The following is a 17,716-nucleotide window of genomic DNA, read 5'->3' as shown; positions in this document are numbered from 1 at the left end:
AATGAAAAAACTAAAAAATATTAAGCCACGATGCTTTGTTTTTATTTGTATCCTAATTTTTCTTGCTTTAGGTTTTGACAGTCGGCTTCAAGTAACTCATTACAGGCTTGTTAGTCCCAAAATATCTCAGCCAATCAGACTTGCTCTAGTTACTGATTTACACTCATCAAATTACGGTAAAAATCAGATACAAATCTTGGAAACATTAGAGAAAGAAAAGCCAGATATCATTTTATTAGGTGGAGATATTTTTGATGATGAACTTTCTGACAGAAAAACTCTAGAATTGTTAAGCGGGCTAGTAAAATTTAATCATACTTACTATGTGTCAGGTAATCATGAAATATGGAGTAATCGATATGATCAGATGCTGGAACATCTGAGACAACAGAATGTGGTTGTATTATCTGGAAATAGTAGTAGAGTTGATGTAAGGGGGCAGTCCATCACTATTTCAGGCATTGATGATCCTGAATATTTTCAAAAGTATGATACTAGTGAGAATTTGCTAGACCAACTTGAAGACATAAAAAGGAGGCAAATAAGCACTGACTTCCAAGTTTTACTAGCACACCGACCAGAACTAATTGATACTTATCAAAAGTATGGATTTGATTTAGTGTTATCTGGTCATGCGCATGGAGGACAATGGAGGGTGCCTTATTTGGTTAATGGTGTATTTGCGCCTAATCAAGGTTTTCTTCCGAAATATGCAGGTGGTTTATATGAAGTTGAAAATTCGTATTTTATTGTAAGCAGGGGTCTGGCTAAAGAATCTACACGAGTACCAAGATTCTTTAATCGCCCAGAAATTATCATTGTAGATCTTGTTAATCCGTAACTTCACTTCTTTCTAATCACTCAAAAACCCACTGACTTTTAATTAGCCAGTGGGTTTTATTACTTATCCGATCAAAAATCGCTTAAAATCAAGGTTTCTACCGTCTATTGACGTGTAGTGAATCCCTATTTCACATCAGTAAAGATTAAGTATTGTCTATTTTAGCTGTTAGAAACGTTTATATATCAACGTTTTTGTAATATTCCTTAGCAAAAGGTAGAGTGAATGGTAGAGTAGTTATTGCGTTAGTTCAGCAATCTGATCAAGATAAATACCCACAGCTTCTAACATTCGTTGAGGTGCTAATTCAGCGTAAGTATCCATTGTTATCCTAGTTGATTAAAAAAATCTCTAATTTCCTCATCTTTTATAAAATAATATATAATTTTCCCCTCTCTTCTAGTGTCCAAGATGTTTTGATTGGCTAGTTTACGAAGATGGTGGGAGGCAGATGCCATACTGAGATTTAGTAAACAGGCTATATCGCAGACACAGAGTTCTTCAACAGCAAGGAGATAAAAGATGATATTTATCTGTTTATTATCGGTAAACTTTGATAAAATGCGAAGTGATTTTTGGACTTTTTCCTTTTCAAGGTAGTTCGTTGCGGTTGTAACATTTTGTTGATTTATAACATTCACTTGGCAGATACTATCTTTTTTCAAAATATTTTCTCCTAGCCTAACACAGTCCATAGCATGTCAAAACTGTTGTTTTCAATCAGGATATATATCCCCAATCCTAAATAAACAACGGCAATAAACCATCTGCTATATTTTTCCAAAGTTTCTCCAACAGAAGGGACTTGTGCCAATTTTTGGGCAGAAAAAACCAAGAGATAAATCATGACTAGAAAAGTAAGTAAAGTCACTATCAAATTCGCTAAATTTAAGGTAGTAAAATATGGGACAAAGACACCAATATTGTCAGCACCACAACTTGCAAAAGTAATCATAGCGACTAGAAAAATCAGGTTTTTATTATCTTTGCTCAAACCTTCTTTGGCAATAGCTTCTCCATCAGAATCTCCTAAAAGCAAAACTTTGAGGCCTAGGAAAATTGGAATCAAACCGAGCAAACCTAAAATCTCTTTACTAGGAATATAATCTAAGACAAATGCAAAAAGCAAACTTAGCAATATTAGACTAACAGAGCCTAGAAATTGTCCTAAATAGATGTTAATGATGTCTTTTCTGCTTTTTCTTTTGGCAAAAAATAACATTAGGATAATAAGTAAGTCTACGGCTGTCCCAGAATACAGGATTATTGAAGTAACAACATTTTGAATCATTAAACACCTCATTCAAATATATTTTTGAATGAATTTTAACATTAAACTTTGTAGATGTCAACTTAAAATCCACCAAAATATAGATAAGAAGTTAGTGTACCAAATATTAAAAAGCCCTGCCATCGAAATGATAGCAGGGCTTAACTTCAATATCAAATGATATATTCATCTAAGAAGGTAGAGTTCTTATTGATTTATACTGCAATGTAGTGAACTTCAAAAATTCAAAAATCGCTTTAAATCAATGTTTTGACGTCTAATGACGTGTAGTGAACCTCTTACTTAACTTCAGTAAAAATCACGTGCTTACGCAATTTTGGTGAGTATTTTTTCAATTGAAGACGGTCTGGAGTGTTACGTTTGTTTTTTGAAGTAAGGTACAAACGCTCACCAGATTCTTTGTGTTCAAGTGTAATATTTACGCGCATGGTATCTCCCTTCTATTATTCAGCTGAAGCAGCTTTAGCGATTTTACGTCCTTTGTAGTATCCTTTCAAAGATACACGGTGAGAACGTGAGTAATCTCCAGTGGTTTCATCAAATTTCACAGTTGGAGCTGCTACTTTATAGTGAGTACGACGTTTGTTTTTCTTCGCTTTTGAAGTGCGACGTGCAGGTACTGCCATTTCTTTCTTCCTCCATTAAATATCAGGGCTTAGCCCCTTATAATCTAAAATAGTGCGTATGACTTTCGCCAACTTTAACAGTATATCAAAACTTTTTTGTAAAGTAAAGTTACTTGACAGATTTTTTTCTATTTTTTGCCATCAAGCAAGGTGAATGGTCAGATATATCAAAAAACTATCGAAATGTATAGAAAATATATATTTTACAATTATAGCTTTTGGGAATAAAATGAAACTATCAAAATTTTTCAAGGAGTTTTCATTATGTCAAAAACACATTACCATTTCGATCATGTCGGTTCTTATCTTCGTCCACAAGCTTTGAAGGATGCCCGTGAGCAATTTGCCCAAGGCAAAATCAGCCACGAAGACCTGCTCGCTATTCAGGACAAATTGGTCGCTGAATTGGTCCATCACCAGGTTGACAATGGGCTCAAGGTAGTTTCTGACGGTGAGTTCGGCCGTTCTTGGTGGCACCTGGACTTCCTCTGGGAATTGACAGGGTTCGAAGCTTACTTGCAGGAGGATTCTTACAAGTTTCACGGGGCTAAGACTCGCACGACCAATGTCCGCCTCAATGGCAAGGTAGTTGAAAATCCAGACCACCCGTTTTACCGTGATTTCCAATACCTTCAGTCTATCGTGCCTGAGGGAGTTACGCCAAAGGTGACTATTCCAAGCCCGTCACTGGTTATCAAGCGTGACCATCGCAGCGATCTCTATGCGGATTACTACGAAAATTGGAGTGATTTCCTAGACGGTTTGGCAAAAGCCTATCATGATACCATTCAGCATTTTTATGATCTGGGTGCCCGCTATGTTCAATTGGACGACACAACCTGGGCTTATTTGATTCAGCAATTGGAGACCTATCATGACCAACAGGAAAAACGGGCGGAATTTGAGCAGATTGCTGAAGATGATGTCTACGTGATCAATAAGGCCTTGGAGGGCCTGCCAGAGGATTTGACGGTGGCGACCCATATCTGTCGAGGCAACTTCAAGTCAACCTACCTTTTTGAAGGAAGCTACCAGACGGTTGCCAAGTATCTGGGCCAACTCAACTATGATATCTTCTTCTTAGAATATGACGATGAGCGTTCAGGAGGTTTTTCACCGATTGTGGACATCTGGAATGGCCGTGAGAATGTCGAATTGGTGCTGGGTGTGATTACATCTAAAAATCCTCAGTTAGAGGATATTGACGCGGTGGTTGCCCGTATTGAAGAAGCAGCGAAATTGATTCCACTCAAGAACATTGGCATCTCAACCCAGTGCGGCTTTGCTTCTACGGAAGAAGGAAATATTCTGACTGAGGAAGACGAGTGGAAAAAATTACAATTGATTAAGACGATTACGGACAAGGTCTGGGGAAATTAGGAGAGAAAAAGGAGATAGGAGGAGTCATAGGGATTTAGGAAGAGCGATTTTAGAAGGTGTAGGAGGCAAGGCCAATGTGTCCAGTCTGACCCATTGTGCGACACGCCTGCGTTTTACCTTGGTGGATAAGTCTAAGGCAGACCAAGCTGGCCTGGAACAGTTAGAGGGTGTTTTGGGTGTGATTGACAAGGGTGGTCAATTCCAAGTTGTTATCGGAAATGACGTGGCCCAGGTCTATCGTCCTTTGGCAGAGGATTTGGAAGAACAAGTAGTCGCAGACCAAGAAGCTTCGAGCAAGCATGGAATTTTTGCGACTGTTCTGGCTACTATCTCAGGTATCTTTACCCCGATTTTGCCGGTCATTACGGCAGCCGGGATGATCAAGGCTGTGCTATCCTTGCTGACGGTGTTTGGTGTGGTGGCTGCTGATGATACCAACTATCAAATTCTCAACTTTATTGGGGATGCTGGTTTCTTCTTCCTGCCTATCTTTCTTGGCGGCTCGGCTGCCCGACAGTTTAAGACCAATCAGCAGCTGGGGATGTTAATCGGGGCGATTTTGCTCCACCCTAACTTTGTGGCCTTGGTGACAGCGGGCAAGGAGGCTGGGACGGGTCTGAATTTCTTCTCCATTCCGATTACCCTATCAAGCTACTCTTCGACCGTTATTCCGGTAATTTTAGCAGTATGGTTCATGAGCTATGTGGAAAGAGTTGCGGATAAGATTTCGCCCAAGGCTATCAAATTCTTCTCTGTTCCACTCTTGACAACTCTGGTGACTGCCCTGGTTACTCTGATTGTGCTGGGGCCGCTTGGTGCTATTGTGGGCAATTGGCTGGGTACCTTCTTCCTCTGGTTGGAAGAATTTGGTCCTTGGGTTGTGCCAACTATTGTAGGAACAGTGTCGCCTTTCTTGGTGATGACTGGTACCCACTACGGTCTAGTATCGATTGGCATCAACAACCGCATGACCATTGGCTATTATACCATCGCTCAGCCTGGCATGTTTCCGTCCAATGTGGCCCAGGGTGGGGCAGCTTTAGCTATTGCACTGAAAACGAAGGATGTCAATAAGCGTGCCTTGGCTTCATCGGCTGGTATTACCGCGATTTTTGGTATCACAGAGCCTGCCCTGTATGGTGTGACCCTGCGTCACTGTCCTGCCTTGATTGGGACCATGGTTGCCGGTGGTATTGGTGGTTTCTTTATGGGGATTATGGGGGCTCGCAACTTTTCTGGTGGTTCTCCAGGGCTTCTGACCATTGCTGCCTATATCGGTGAGGACACGCTCAAGTATTTTTATACAGCGGTAGCCGGCCTGGTCATTTCCGTTCTGATTTCCTTTGTGGTGACCTTTGTTCTCTATAAGGAAGATTAAGAACCAGTATTCACTGTTCGGCACTTTTAGCTAAGGCTAGTTTTCTGCCACTCAGCGTTGTTTTTCTCGAAATACAGTCAGTATTCCAGCTCAAACGGCCTTGACTTGCAAAAAACTATCTCATATCTAAATGTACCTCACTAGTAAGCACAGATCCTAAAAGTGGTGCAAACCGCTTTTTCTTTACGGGGAAAAGGACTTGCACAGGTTGGCAAAATTTTTTACAATAACATCAGAAAATACTTGATGTGACATATATATAATTGTTGCGAGGAGAAATCCATATTAACTACTTTTAAGGAGAACTGTATGAAGACAGTTGGAAAATTTTTTGCTAAAAAGTTGGCGAGCCTCTTGGTTGTTTTATTGGTCTTAGTAATTGGTGTCATCTGGTTTAGAAATAGCATCTTTGCCTGGTTCCGAGGCACTCATACGGTCCAGTATGAATTTGTCATCAAGCGGTTTGAGCAGGAGACCAAGCTGATCGTGGCAGGTGCAGATGTGGAAACGACTGCCAATCATACCTTTGAAAACAAAAAAATGAAGGAGTGGCCAGACTGGACAGAGCCTATCACCAAGCTCTTTGTTGGACGAGAAATGTCGGTCGAGATTCCTGTTCAGACCGAGTTTAAGCTAGATTTGGAAGGCTTGACCAAGGATGATATTCGCATTGAGGACAATACCTTGACCTTCCAAAATTCTCTGACTGTTGAGGTGGACTCCCAGCAACATGGGGAAATCAAGATTTCCAATAATAGCAATGGTTTGATTGACAAGGCTGTCGATGTCTTTACTGCCGGACAAAAGGCGCAAGAATTTCTGTCGGACAAGTCCCAGGAGGCAATTTACAAGACCAGTGAGTATGTCCTGAATGACGCTGAACGTCAGGAAAAGGTGGTCGGCTTTGCGGAAAATTCTCTTGAAAGTCTACTCAATTTAAATTCCGATGAAAAGTTAGAAGTTGATTTATCTCTGGATGACCTCAACTTTGTCATCGTTGATAAGAAATAGCAGTGGAAACCGTGTCAAGCAGACATGGTTTTTTGCTCGCTCTGCCATTTCCAAAAAGCCTGGGAATATGGTAAAATAGGAAACAAACTGTAGAAACGAGAGACGAGATGAAACTTCAAAAACCTAAGGGAACCCAGGATCTATTGCCACAGGATACGGTCAAGTGGCAGTATGTGGAAGGCTTTGCCCGCAGTATTTTTAAGCGATACAATTACGCAGAGATTCGCACGCCGATTTTTGAGCATTACGAGGTTATCAGCCGTTCTGTTGGCGACACGACGGACATCGTGACCAAGGAAATGTATGACTTCTATGATAAGGGCGACCGCCATATTACCCTTCGTCCGGAAGGGACCGCCCCGGTGGTTCGTTCGTATGTGGAAAACAAGTTGTTTGCTCCAGAAGTGCAAAAGCCAAGCAAGTTTTACTACATGGGCCCAATGTTCCGTTATGAGCGTCCTCAGGCTGGTCGTCTGCGCCAGTTCCACCAGATTGGTGTGGAGTGTTTTGGTTCCAACAATCCTGCGACGGATGTGGAAATCATGGCCATGGCCTATCATTTCTTTGAGGAACTAGGGATTCAAAACATCACCCTTCACCTTAACAGCCTGGGAAATCCAGAGAGTCGTGCGGCCTATCGCCAGGCCTTGATTGATTATCTGACACCGCTCAAGGACCAGTTGTCCAAGGATAGCCAGCGCCGTTTGGAGGAAAATCCTTTGCGCGTGCTGGATTCCAAGGAAAAAGAGGACAAGGCGGCAGTTGAAAATGCTCCGTCCATCTTGGATTACTTGGATGAAGAGAGCGCGGCCTACTTTGAAGGGGTCCAGTCTATGTTGGACAGCCTGGGTATCACCTATGTCATTGACACGAATATGGTTCGCGGTTTGGACTATTACAACCATACCATTTTCGAGTTCATCACCGAGGTGGGGGGCAATGATTTGACTATCTGTGCTGGTGGTCGCTATGACGGCTTGGTCAGTTATTTCGATGGACCTGAGACACCAGGTATTGGCTTTGGTATGGGGATTGAGCGTCTGATTTTGGTCCTTGACAAGCAGGAAATTGAGCTGCCGATTGACCAGTCTCTGGATGTTTATATCGCTGTTTTGGGTCAGGAGGCCAATGGCGGAGCTTTGGAGCTGGTTCAAGCCCTCCGCAAGCAAGGCCTGTCTGCCGAGCGTGATTACCTAGACCGCAAGCTCAAGGCTCAATTTAAGTCTGCGGATGTCTTTGGTGCCAAATACATCATCACCCTTGGTGGAAGCGAGCTGGAAAGCAGCCAGATTACTGTCAAGAATAATCAGACCCGCCAGGAAGTCAAGACTAGCCTGGACACCATCAAAAATGATTTTGCCAGCCTCTTGCCAGAACTTGGAGCAGAGTAGGGGAGGTAGAGGATGAAAAAATACATCAACATCGCCTTAATCTATGCTATTGCAGGCCTTCTTAGCGGCCTTGCTTACCGTGAGATCATCAAATTAACCGGTTTTACTGGTCAGACATCTCTTAATTTGGTTCACACCCACCTGTTTACATTGGGCATGTTCCTCTTTATGATTGTGGCGCTCTTTGCCCAGCGCCATGAACTGGAAAAAATCAAGTCTTTTCGTGTCTTCCTAGTGACCTACTACATCGGCTTGCCTCTTTCTGCTATCATGCTGGCTGTCCGCGGGATGACTCAGGTTCTAGAAATGGATTTGTCAAAAGCCGTCAATGCTAGTATTGCAGGCTTGGCAGGTATCAGCCATATCCTGGTTTCAGTTGGTATTATCAGTCTACTCCTTGCCTTGAAAAAAGCAGCTGAAAATTAACATATAAACAGTAAAGCAAGCTCCGTTTTGGAACTTGCTTTTATTGTTTATTTGGAATAATAAAGAAGAGATAGTAGGTAATGAAAATAGTCAAAGCAACTAAGAGGATTTTGACTGATAGGAGTGGGGCCAAATAGATAGAAATCCCCATGAGGATGTAAATTTGCAGGATAATTCGTTTTTTCCGACTCTTGCTGATAGACTTGGTTTCCGCATAGTCAGCGACATAAAATTGATAAAGCCTGGTTGTCCTGAGCCAGGTTTCAAACTTCTTTGAACTATTGGCAAAGCAAAAGCCAGCCAAGAGTAGCAGGGGAGTGGTAGGGAGGATGGGCAGGAAAATGCCGCATCCACCAACAGGAAATTATTGCAGCTCATGGCTACACATTTTAGCGAGAAGGCTGAAATAGAATTGGTAGAAATTAAGGATTTGCCAATGTTTAACAAGCCTGCCACCCGTCAATTACCAGAAGCTGTCTTGGAATTGGCTAAGAAAATTGAAGGGGCAGAAGGGGTTATCATTGGAACACCCGAATATGACCACTCTATTCCAGCAGTTTTGATGAATACCTTGGCTTGGTTGTCTTATGGCATCTATCCCTTGTTGAACAAGCCGATTATGATTACAGGTGCATCTTATGGTACCTTGGGTTCTTCCCGTGCCCAGTTGCAGTTACGTCAGATTTTGAATGCTCCTGAGCTCAAAGCCAGCGTTTTGCCTGATGAGTTTCTCTTGTCAAATTCCCTGACTGCCTTTGATAAGAAAGGTCATTTAGTGGATATTGAAACAATCCAAAAATTGGAGGCTATGTTTGACGACTACCGCTTATTTGTGAAAATGACTGGAAAATTGTCTCATGCCAAGGAACTTTTGCACAAAGAGGCAGAGAATTTCGACTGGGAAAGTTTATAGGAAGAGGACGAAAAGATGAAATTTGTTGGTATTGTAGGATCAAATGCGGACCAATCATACAACCGTATGCTCTTGGAATATATCCGCCGTCAATTTAAGTTGAAGTTTGAACTAGAAGTCATGGAAATCAAGGATGTTCCGATGTTCAATCAAGATGAAGACCAATCGGACTGCTTTGCTATCCAGTATTTGTACAATAAGATTACTCGTGCAGACGGTGTCATCATTGCAACACCAGAGCACAACCATACGATTACACCAGCCCTCAAGAGCACCTTGGAATGGTTGTCCTTCAAGCTCCACCCACTGACAGATAAGCCTATCATGATTGTCGGTGCTTCTTACTATGACCAAGGAACATCCCGTGCCCAGGTCCATCTCCGTAAGATTTTAGATGCTCCAGGTGTCAATGCCTATACCCTTCCAGGAAATGAATTCCTACTTGGCAAGGCAAAAGAGGCATTTGATGAGAAAGGAAATATCATCAATGAGGGGACAGTGAAATTCCTAGAAAGCTGTCTCGATAACTTTATCAAATATGTAGGAGTAGTGTCTCAGTTGAAAAAACCAAAACCAATTGAACCAGAAGATCTTTACTGCGGTAAGCCAATTGCAACGACTGTTCAGGGCATTGACCCAGATGATCCAAACTGGTTGGAGAAGGCTGCTGCCCAGGTTGGAGCTGTTGAAGGAGACACCTATGTCAAATTGGACAACGGTCTACTGACGGTTAATCAGCTCAATCAATTCCTCAAGGCCATGCCTTTTGAATTGACTTTCACAGACGATAACAACCAGTTCCTCTACTATAATGCCGCTCACCAAGATCCTGAAACCATACTTGGAAAACGTCTGCCAGAGCATGTCGGCGGTCGTTTGGCAACCCTACACGGCACCCTGCCACCAGCTCGCATGAAGAACGTGGAGTGGGTTGTTGGAACGCTCCGTAACGGTAACCAAGAATATGTTCGGACCATTGTTCCAGGTACACCGCCAGAAGTTATCAATACCCACAACTATCAGGCTATGTACTATCCGGATGGCTCCTTTGCAGGTATCAACGAGATTATCTTCAACTTCAAGCCATGGTTGGATTGGTACCTCAATGAAACTGGTCAACAGTTGGTTGGCGGTAAGGCTATGTCAGCTGCTGGTCACGGTCATGCAGCTGCCCATGTCGATGCGACATCCGGTGCATCGGATGCAGGTGCTGCTCCAGCTCCAGCTGCTTCCGGTGTGGATGCAAGCTCTGGTGCATCAGAAGCCTATTAGATTTGTAATGAAAGGTGCCATCAGGGCACTTTTCCTTTATTATTTTATTAGAAAGAGGAGATTATGACAGTTTTTAAGGAGAAAATCGGTGCGGCTTGTGCCAAAAAAGAGGCTCTCTTTGATGAGAGTTTGGGTCGGTATGCCCTGCGTTCTATGTTTGCTGGGGCCTATCTGACCATGTCAACGGCTGTGGGAATTATCGGTGCGGATGTCATTTCTAGCCAATTTCCGGCCCTGGCTCGCTTTGTCTTTACCTTTATCTTTGCTATCGGCTTGATTTTTGTCTTGATTTTCAATGGCGAATTAGCGACATCCAATATGATGTATCTAACAGTAGGAGGCTACTACAAGCAGATTTCCTGGAAGAAGGTCTGCACGATATTGCTTTATTGTACCTTCTTTAACTTGATTGGTGCTATTGTCTTGGCCTATCTATTCAATCAATCTTTTTCCTTCCAGCAACTGACAGATAAGAGTTTTGTAATCAATGCGGTCCAGCTCAAGTTGGCCAAGACAGATTGGATGAACTTCATCGAGGGCATTACTGCCAATATGTTTGTCAATATGGCTATTATGGGATATATGCTCCTGAAGGAGGAATCTGCCAAGTTCTTTGTGGCCCTATCTGCCATTTTCATGTTTGTTTTCCTCATCAATGAGCACTTGATTGCCAACTTTGCTTCTTTTTCGCTGGCTGGATTTAGCCCTGTTGACAACATCAAAGGTTTTGATTTGGTCAATATTCTTCGCCAGTGGACCGTAGTTTTCTTTGGCAACTGGATAGGTGGAGGTCTCTTTATCGGGATTGCCTATGCTTGGCTCAATGAGACCAAAACAGTGCATAAGGAAGGTTAGAAAACAAGCTCTCAGACCCCAGATCGATTTTTTCAAATAGGTCTTGAAAAATACTCTAAAATGCCTATAATGTATTTACATTAAGGTATTTTTTAGTCTACTCTGCTATTCTACTGGGAAAAGGAGGAGATTCTATGTTTATTTTTGCCTTTCCTGGTACGGGAAAATCGACCCTTGCGAAACAGTCGTCAGCCATCGTGGACTTAGAGATGTCTGACATCAAGTATGACAATTCGAGCGTCAGCCATTTGACCAAAGAAGAGAGGAAGTCTGTGCCGCGGCCTATTAAGTACAAGGGCTACCGTCAGACTTATATTGACAGGGCCTATGCCCTGGAGTGTGAGGGCAAGACGGTTCTCGTAGCTATGAATTTTCTGGTCAGGATGCTGGCGGCCATGCTGGTTCGAGGCTTTGTCCCCTTCCATATTTACATTCCTCACTTTTCTTTGAAGGAAGAATACAGGAAGCGCTATATTCAAAGAGGAAACAATTCCCGCTTTATTTTTGAGGTTATGTTTATTTGGTATCTAGTGTTGCTCCCTTTTTATCTACTATCCATATGCCTGCCAAAATGTATCACTGTCTTGGGAGAGGGTGAGACATTGTCAGACAAGATATTCGCTAAAAACCACCGAAAATCCAATCAAAAAACAGGCCTAGCGCAAACCATTTCATGAAAATGAATGAAAATTCACAAATTGCTTGAAAAAATGACGCTAAAGCGTTATCATATTATGGTACATAAATGGAGGAATGACATGACACATATTACATTTGATTACTCAAAAGTTTTGGGACAATTTGTTGGTGCTCAAGAAGTAGACTATATGCAACCACAAGTTACTCTAGCTGACCAAATGCTCCGTCAAGGAACAGGTCCTGGTAACGACTTTATCGGCTGGTTGGATTTGCCAGAAAACTACGACAAAGAAGAATTTGCACGTATCAAGGAAGCAGCAGCAAAGATCCAAAATGAAAGTGAAGTTTTGGTGGTTATCGGTATCGGTGGTTCTTATCTCGGTGCCAAGGCTGCTATTGATTTCTTGAGCAACTCTTTTGTTAACTTGCAAACACGTGAAGAGCGCAAAGCTCCACAAATCCTTTACGCTGGAAACTCTATCTCATCAAGCTACCTTGCTGACTTGGTGGATTATGTTGCTGATAAGGATTTCTCAGTTAACGTGATTTCAAAATCAGGTACAACAACTGAGCCAGCCATTGCTTTCCGCGTCTTCAAAGAATTGCTTGTCAAGAAATACGGTCAAGAAGAAGCTAACAAGCGTATCTATGCGACAACTGACAAGGCAAAAGGTGCTGTTAAGGTTGAAGCGGACGCAAATGGTTGGGAAACCTTTGTTGTTCCAGATGATGTCGGTGGCCGTTTCTCAGTCTTGACTGCAGTTGGTCTTTTGCCAATCGCGGCAGCTGGTGCAGACATTGATGCCCTTATGGAAGGTGCAAACGCTGCTCGTAAGACTTATACTTCAGATAAGATTGCTGAGAATGAAGCTTACCAATATGCAGCTGTCCGTAACATCCTTTATAGAAAAGGCTATGTAACAGAAATCTTGGCAAATTACGAGCCATCACTCCAATACTTCAGCGAATGGTGGAAACAATTGGCTGGTGAGTCAGAAGGCAAGGACCAAAAAGGTATCAACCCAACATCTGCTAACTTCTCAACAGACTTGCACTCGCTCGGACAATTTATCCAAGAAGGAAACCGCAATATCTTTGAAACAGTAGTTCGTGTTGACAAACCAAGAAAAAATATCTTGATTCCTGACATGGCAGAAGATCTTGACGGTCTTGGCTACTTGCAAGGAAAAGACGTTGACTTTGTAAACAAAAAAGCAACGGACGGAGTACTTCTTGCCCACACAGACGGTGGCGTACCAAACATGTTTGTCACTCTTCCACAACAAGATGAGTTCACACTTGGTTACACCTTCTACTTCTTCGAGTTGGCAATTGCTATCTCTGGTTACCTCAATGCCATCAACCCATTTGACCAACCAGGTGTAGAAGCCTACAAGAAAAACATGTTCGCTCTTCTTGGCAAGCCAGGATTTGAAGAACTCGGTGCAGAATTGAATGCACGTTTGTAATGAATATGAACCGGCCGCTTGGTCGGTTTTTCTTATGCCTCAAATCCTGTCTGTGTGTCTAGGTGTCTATTGTCTAAAAAAGTAATTTTTCTCTAAATTTTCTTGCATTTATCTATTGACAACCGATATATATATATATATAATGGACATATAACATTCTTTAGGAGGCTATTATGGCAAAGAAAATTAGGGATGAGCATGGCAATGTCTATGTACAGAAGAAACCATTTTACAAACGGATTTGGTTTATCGTGTTGGCAGGTTTAATTGTACTTGGAGCTTTAGGCAATGCACTTGGCGGCGGTAAAGAGGGAACAACAACCTCAAGCCAACCTTCAACACAGGAAACAAGCCAGGCAAATACGGAGACTCCAGCAAGTAGCTCAGAAAAAGCAGAGGAGAAGCCAGCAGAGGTGACCTATGGCATTGGGCAAGAAGTACCAGTTGGTGATGTAACCTATATTGTAAATTCAAAAGAAATTGTCACTAATGTTGGTGGTGAATTTGGTAAAAATGCAAATGGAGTTTTCTTGTTGCTCAATGTTACCGTAAAAAATAATGGGACTAAAGCCATTACAGTAACAGATGACTTCTTTACTTTGTTAAAAGGTGAAGTGGAGTACGAGACAGATTCGTCAGCGGGTCTATTTGCTAATCAAGATGCAAATTTCTTCCTCTCTGAGGTAAATCCAGAGAGTACCATTACTGGCAATGTCATCTTTGATATTACAGAAGAGACAGCAAATGATCCAAGTATCCAACTCAAAGTACAAACTGGATTTTGGGGTACAGAGACTGGTTTGATTAACCTACAATAACAATCAAGAGGCATAACTCTAGTCTCTTTCTCATTGCCGGCCGCTTGGTCGGTTTTTCTTATGCCTAAAATTATGGTACAATGGTTTTACAAGGAGACAGGTCTATGAAACCAGAGTATTTTGTAGTCGGGGATGTTCATGGCAAGTATCAACTCTTGGTTGATTTGTTGCAGAAGTGGAATCCTGAGCGTCAGCAATTGATTTTTTTAGGGGATTTGATTGACAGGGGTGAGGATTCCAAGGCTTGTTTGGAATTGGTCATGGATTTGGTGCAGAATCAGGGAGCCATTTGCCTGACAGGTAATCATGAGCGGATGTTCCTGGCCTGGTTGCGGGACCCTCAGGACCGCTATGACCATTATCAGAGAAATGGTGGTGATACGACCATCAATTCATTGCTGGGGCGTTCCTTGGATGCGTCGGTGGATGGTATGGTGGATGCCCATCAGGTTTCAGAGCAATATGGGGAATTGATTGATTTTCTCAAATCTTGTCCCTACTATCTAGAAACGGAGCTCTATATCTTTGTTCACGCGGGGGTTGACCTGACCTTGGATGATTGGCGGGAAACCAGTGAGCATGACATGGTTTGGTTGCGATCCAAGTTCCACGAGACAGCTAATGAAACTGGCAAGTGGATTATTTTCGGCCATACACCAGTCTATAATTTGTTTGGAACTAAGACGCGGATCAGTCAGATTTGGGACAGTGGTGATGGAAAAATTGGCATGGATGGCGGTGCTGTCTATGGCGGAGTCCTCCATGGTCTGGTCTGCAATCAAGACGGGCCAATCGAAGACTATGTGGTCGGTCACACCCGATTCCAGTTGCAGGTAGAAGATTAGTTTTTATCAGCTCCACCGGGAAACAGGGGAGAACAAGATTTTGTAAATAGACATATTAAAAAAGGCGATTGTGTTCGCCTTTTTGTGTATTCAGATAAAATTGTCTAAAAAGTCTGAGTGGTCACGAGAGTTGTTTGCAGAAGGTATTATGCCTTCAATCTAAAGGTATGCGGAGCTTTTTTCAAGAGAAAGAAATAGCCGAAGCCGACGTAGAGCAGGAGAAGGCATGACACGCCGATGACATAGTAGTGAGAACCAATATCTACACGGCTATTGAGATAGGCCACCCAGTAGAGGGCTCCACTGAGAAATTTATAGACAGGGTTGGTCACTTCCATGTCTTTGGTAAAGGGCTGCAACATATAATAGATAAAGAGGTCATGAAAGGAAAAGAGGGCGGTCAGGCTGGTCAATAGCAGGGCAGTTAGCAGATAGCTGCCAGGAGTGTATGTCGCCCGTGTAAAGAGGACAAGCCCTAAAAAGAGGGTGACAGCAAAGCGAGCGTTGTAGAAGATAGACTGCTTGAATCGGTAGTTGAAACCAGCAATAATGGTCTGCGGTTCCCGATAAAAGGGGTAATGGAGCATGGAAAGGTCGCAGTTGACAAAGACCATTTGGGCAATGGTTTTCCCCATTGAGCCGGCATACATGACTATAAAGGTCACCGGCAGGAGGGGTAGAAATCCTTTCTCGGCAGGAACCGTAAAGGTCGGGTCCAAGAACCGAATGAGCTCCAAGGTCGCAAAAATCAAGACCAGAATGCCGACCCGAAAGAGGGATTTTTTCTCTAGGATGGTTCGGTAGCGGTCAAATAGCAGAGCGTTTAGGTAGTTCATGCCAGACAGGTGACTAAGGTCCTTGCCTTTTTTGAGTTTGAGTTTCTCCTGCATCTGCAGACCTTGATGGGTGTATTCGTTCCCCTTGGTCAGCTCAAAAAGTTTCTTATCCATCTGCAAGGACTGGTCCATGCAATAGTAGAGATAATCCAGATGGTTGGTCTGTTGTTTCAAATAACGATAGCCAAACCAAATCAGCAAGACCTGACAGACAAGCACAGGCAGTAAAAAGATGGGCGACAGATGATTGCGGAAAAGGATAAGACTGGCAATAGCTGCTAGACCAGTACCCAAGATAATCCAAGATTGCCAAGAATGACGGCGGGATAGAATCCGTCGATTAAAAAACCAGCGGTTGAGAGCCTGTCCAGCAAAGCTTCCTGCTGGAATGGTCAGTAATCCTAGAGGCAGATAGAGCCAATTTTCTGATAGGCTAGAAAAAATTAGCAAGGCAGGCAGGTAGGCCAGACTGGAGATAATAGGCTCTACAAAGAGTTGGCTCTGGAGAAAACTAGACTGGGAAAGTCCAAAATTTTGCATGAATTCCCGTTCGGACTTGGCGATAAAAGGCTCAAATCCCTTGCCAAACCGATAGGCATAGCCAACAAAGACCAGCCATAGAGAAAAGCCAAGGAGCCAAGTATCTGACGGGATTTGCCAAAAGTCCAGCTGATTGTTGGATAGGAGTTTAATCCAGAAGGCAGCAATGCAAGAATAGATGGTTAACCAAATTCCCTTGACAAGAAAACGACTGGGGATGGAGAGGATGTGCAGGATCAAAAAGAGACCAGACTTAAAACTGTAAGACTTGAAAATACTCTCTGGAATGCTCTTGCCCACAAGTGGCAGTTTTCGCAAATAGTAGAAAAATCCGTTGACGGTCCGATAGAGGTTGTACTTTTCCTGATACCAAAAATAACGTAGAATGGTTTTCATAAGCTCCTCCTAGTCTGCTGTCAAGAGGGCAACCACTTCCTGTTCAAAATCAGGATCGTGGAGCTTGTCACTCGGAACAGCCTGTAGTTCTTGGTGATGTAGCAAAACAATCTCGTCGCAGAGATCCTGAGCCAGTTGTAGAATATGGGTGGAAAAGATAATCACGGAATCCTTCTTAGCCTCTCGAATCAGCTGCTTGAACTCGTGGGCAGCAACAGGGTCAAAGGACGTCAGCGGTTCATCCAAGAGAAGGACAGGTGGCTGAACAATCAAGGACAGGAGCAACTGGACCTTGTTCTGCATACCGTGGGAAAAATCCTTGAGCAGGCGATGTTGGTCTTCTTCTCCGATACCGACTAAGTTCAGCCATTCTTCTGGACTGCGAGGAGATTTGAGCTTATCCTTGTGGATATCCATATAGAAACGGACAAACTCGTAAGCCGTCATAAAGGCAGGTAGTTGCGGATAGGTTTGGGTAAATCCGATGTCCGTATTATCGTAGTCAAATGGTTCCTCGTCCTTCACAAACTGAATTGAGCCACTATCCAAGGTCAGATTGCGGGCAATGCAGTTAAACAGGGTTGTCTTACCAGCTCCGTTCCGCCCCAGCAAGCCATAAATCTTCCCTTTTTCAAAGGTAAAAGAAGCGTCTTCCAAAATGATTTTATGGTCGAATTTCTTGGAAATAGAAGATAATTTCAGTTGCATAGCCAATCTCCTTTTTGTTATATTGTTATGGATTTATCATACAATAAAAAACAAAAAAATTCAAGCAGATTTTTACTTGAA

At 42.8% G+C, this 17,716-nt stretch carries 20 protein-coding genes; 13 read left to right on the top strand and 7 right to left on the bottom strand.

The window, feature by feature from the left end:
- Position 1 precedes the first annotated feature (1 nt).
- The gene (locus NQZ91_06555) at positions 2–841 is read left to right on the top strand and encodes a metallophosphoesterase (GenBank protein ID UUM57065.1); all 840 of its coding nucleotides are present in this window, start codon (positions 2–4) and stop codon (positions 839–841) included.
- 326 nt (positions 842–1,167) lie between these two features.
- Here NQZ91_06555 and cadX read toward each other — a convergent pair whose 3' ends face one another.
- The 4 genes from cadX to rpmF form a co-directional block, all read right to left on the bottom strand.
- Entirely contained in the window at positions 1,168–1,506 is a 339-nt protein-coding gene (cadX, locus tag NQZ91_06550) for a Cd(II)/Zn(II)-sensing metalloregulatory transcriptional regulator CadX (protein ID UUM57064.1), read from the bottom strand.
- Between the two features lie 11 nt (positions 1,507–1,517).
- Positions 1,518–2,132, bottom strand: coding sequence for a CadD family cadmium resistance transporter (locus tag NQZ91_06545; protein ID UUM57063.1), 615 nt, complete (start codon positions 2,130–2,132; stop codon positions 1,518–1,520).
- A gap of 278 nt (positions 2,133–2,410) precedes the next feature.
- Positions 2,411–2,560, bottom strand: coding sequence for a 50S ribosomal protein L33 (rpmG, locus tag NQZ91_06540; GenBank protein UUM57062.1), 150 nt, complete (start codon positions 2,558–2,560; stop codon positions 2,411–2,413).
- A 15-nt stretch (positions 2,561–2,575) separates the two neighbouring features.
- A complete protein-coding gene (gene rpmF / locus NQZ91_06535) occupies positions 2,576–2,758 on the bottom strand; it encodes a 50S ribosomal protein L32 (protein ID UUM57061.1) in 183 nt (60 codons plus the stop codon).
- A gap of 264 nt (positions 2,759–3,022) precedes the next feature.
- On the opposite strand from rpmF, the gene NQZ91_06530 reads away from it, so the two are divergent.
- The 5 genes from NQZ91_06530 (at position 3,023) to NQZ91_06510 (ending at position 8,344) form a co-directional block, all read left to right on the top strand.
- Positions 3,023–4,138: a vitamin B12 independent methionine synthase gene (locus NQZ91_06530; GenBank protein UUM57060.1), complete on the top strand. Its 1,116-nt coding sequence runs from the start codon at positions 3,023–3,025 to the stop codon at positions 4,136–4,138.
- Positions 4,134–5,516 carry a PTS transporter subunit EIIC gene (locus NQZ91_06525; GenBank protein ID UUM58831.1) on the top strand — a complete coding sequence of 461 codons (1,383 nt, stop codon included), beginning with the start codon at positions 4,134–4,136 and terminating at the stop codon, positions 5,514–5,516. Before NQZ91_06530 ends, NQZ91_06525 begins: the two co-directional genes overlap by 5 nt.
- A 309-nt stretch (positions 5,517–5,825) precedes the next feature.
- The gene (locus tag NQZ91_06520) at positions 5,826–6,527 is read left to right on the top strand and encodes a hypothetical protein (GenBank protein UUM57059.1); all 702 of its coding nucleotides are present in this window, start codon (positions 5,826–5,828) and stop codon (positions 6,525–6,527) included.
- A gap of 107 nt (positions 6,528–6,634) precedes the next feature.
- Positions 6,635–7,918, top strand: coding sequence for a histidine--tRNA ligase (gene hisS / locus NQZ91_06515; protein UUM57058.1), 1,284 nt, complete (start codon positions 6,635–6,637; stop codon positions 7,916–7,918).
- Between the two features lie 12 nt (positions 7,919–7,930).
- On the top strand, positions 7,931–8,344 hold the full coding sequence (locus NQZ91_06510) for a DUF2871 domain-containing protein (GenBank protein UUM57057.1): 414 nt from the start codon (positions 7,931–7,933) through the stop codon (positions 8,342–8,344).
- 40 nt (positions 8,345–8,384) lie between these two features.
- Here the strand turns inward: NQZ91_06510 and NQZ91_06505 are convergent, their stop codons facing one another.
- A complete protein-coding gene (locus NQZ91_06505) occupies positions 8,385–8,687 on the bottom strand; it encodes a YbaN family protein (GenBank protein UUM58830.1) in 303 nt (100 codons plus the stop codon).
- A gap of 24 nt (positions 8,688–8,711) precedes the next feature.
- Between NQZ91_06505 and NQZ91_06500 the strand changes: the two genes are divergently transcribed.
- The 7 genes from NQZ91_06500 (at position 8,712) to NQZ91_06470 (ending at position 15,155) form a co-directional block, all read left to right on the top strand.
- Positions 8,712–9,257 (top strand): NAD(P)H-dependent oxidoreductase, encoded by a 546-nt coding sequence (locus NQZ91_06500; protein ID UUM57056.1) that lies wholly within the window; start codon positions 8,712–8,714, stop codon positions 9,255–9,257.
- 15 nt (positions 9,258–9,272) lie between these two features.
- Complete coding sequence (locus tag NQZ91_06495; GenBank protein ID UUM57055.1) at positions 9,273–10,529, top strand: NAD(P)H-dependent oxidoreductase; 1,257 nt, start codon at positions 9,273–9,275, stop codon at positions 10,527–10,529.
- Between the two features lie 63 nt (positions 10,530–10,592).
- Positions 10,593–11,384, top strand: a complete 792-nt coding sequence (locus tag NQZ91_06490; GenBank protein UUM57054.1) for a formate/nitrite transporter family protein — start codon at positions 10,593–10,595, stop codon at positions 11,382–11,384.
- Positions 11,385–11,518: 134 nt separating this feature from the next.
- On the top strand, positions 11,519–12,061 hold the full coding sequence (locus tag NQZ91_06485; protein ID UUM57053.1) for a hypothetical protein: 543 nt from the start codon (positions 11,519–11,521) through the stop codon (positions 12,059–12,061).
- An 81-nt stretch (positions 12,062–12,142) separates the two neighbouring features.
- Positions 12,143–13,492, top strand: a complete 1,350-nt coding sequence (locus NQZ91_06480; GenBank protein ID UUM57052.1) for a glucose-6-phosphate isomerase — start codon at positions 12,143–12,145, stop codon at positions 13,490–13,492.
- A 173-nt stretch (positions 13,493–13,665) separates the two neighbouring features.
- The gene (locus NQZ91_06475) at positions 13,666–14,310 is read left to right on the top strand and encodes a DUF4352 domain-containing protein (GenBank protein ID UUM57051.1); all 645 of its coding nucleotides are present in this window, start codon (positions 13,666–13,668) and stop codon (positions 14,308–14,310) included.
- Positions 14,311–14,414: 104 nt separating this feature from the next.
- A complete protein-coding gene (locus tag NQZ91_06470; GenBank protein ID UUM57050.1) occupies positions 14,415–15,155 on the top strand; it encodes a serine/threonine protein phosphatase in 741 nt (246 codons plus the stop codon).
- 146 nt (positions 15,156–15,301) lie between these two features.
- Here the strand turns inward: NQZ91_06470 and NQZ91_06465 are convergent, their stop codons facing one another.
- Positions 15,302–16,927: a hypothetical protein gene (locus NQZ91_06465; protein UUM57049.1), complete on the bottom strand. Its 1,626-nt coding sequence runs from the start codon at positions 16,925–16,927 to the stop codon at positions 15,302–15,304.
- Between the two features lie 9 nt (positions 16,928–16,936).
- Positions 16,937–17,635, bottom strand: a complete 699-nt coding sequence (locus NQZ91_06460) for an ABC transporter ATP-binding protein (GenBank protein UUM57048.1) — start codon at positions 17,633–17,635, stop codon at positions 16,937–16,939.
- Between the last annotated feature and the right edge of the window lie 81 nt (positions 17,636–17,716).

This window comes from Streptococcus suis (assembly GCA_024583055.1).
Taxonomy (GTDB): domain Bacteria; phylum Bacillota; class Bacilli; order Lactobacillales; family Streptococcaceae; genus Streptococcus; species Streptococcus suis_V.
The sequence above is the reverse complement of the archived record's forward strand: the minus strand, read 5'-3'. Positions and strand labels throughout refer to the sequence as shown.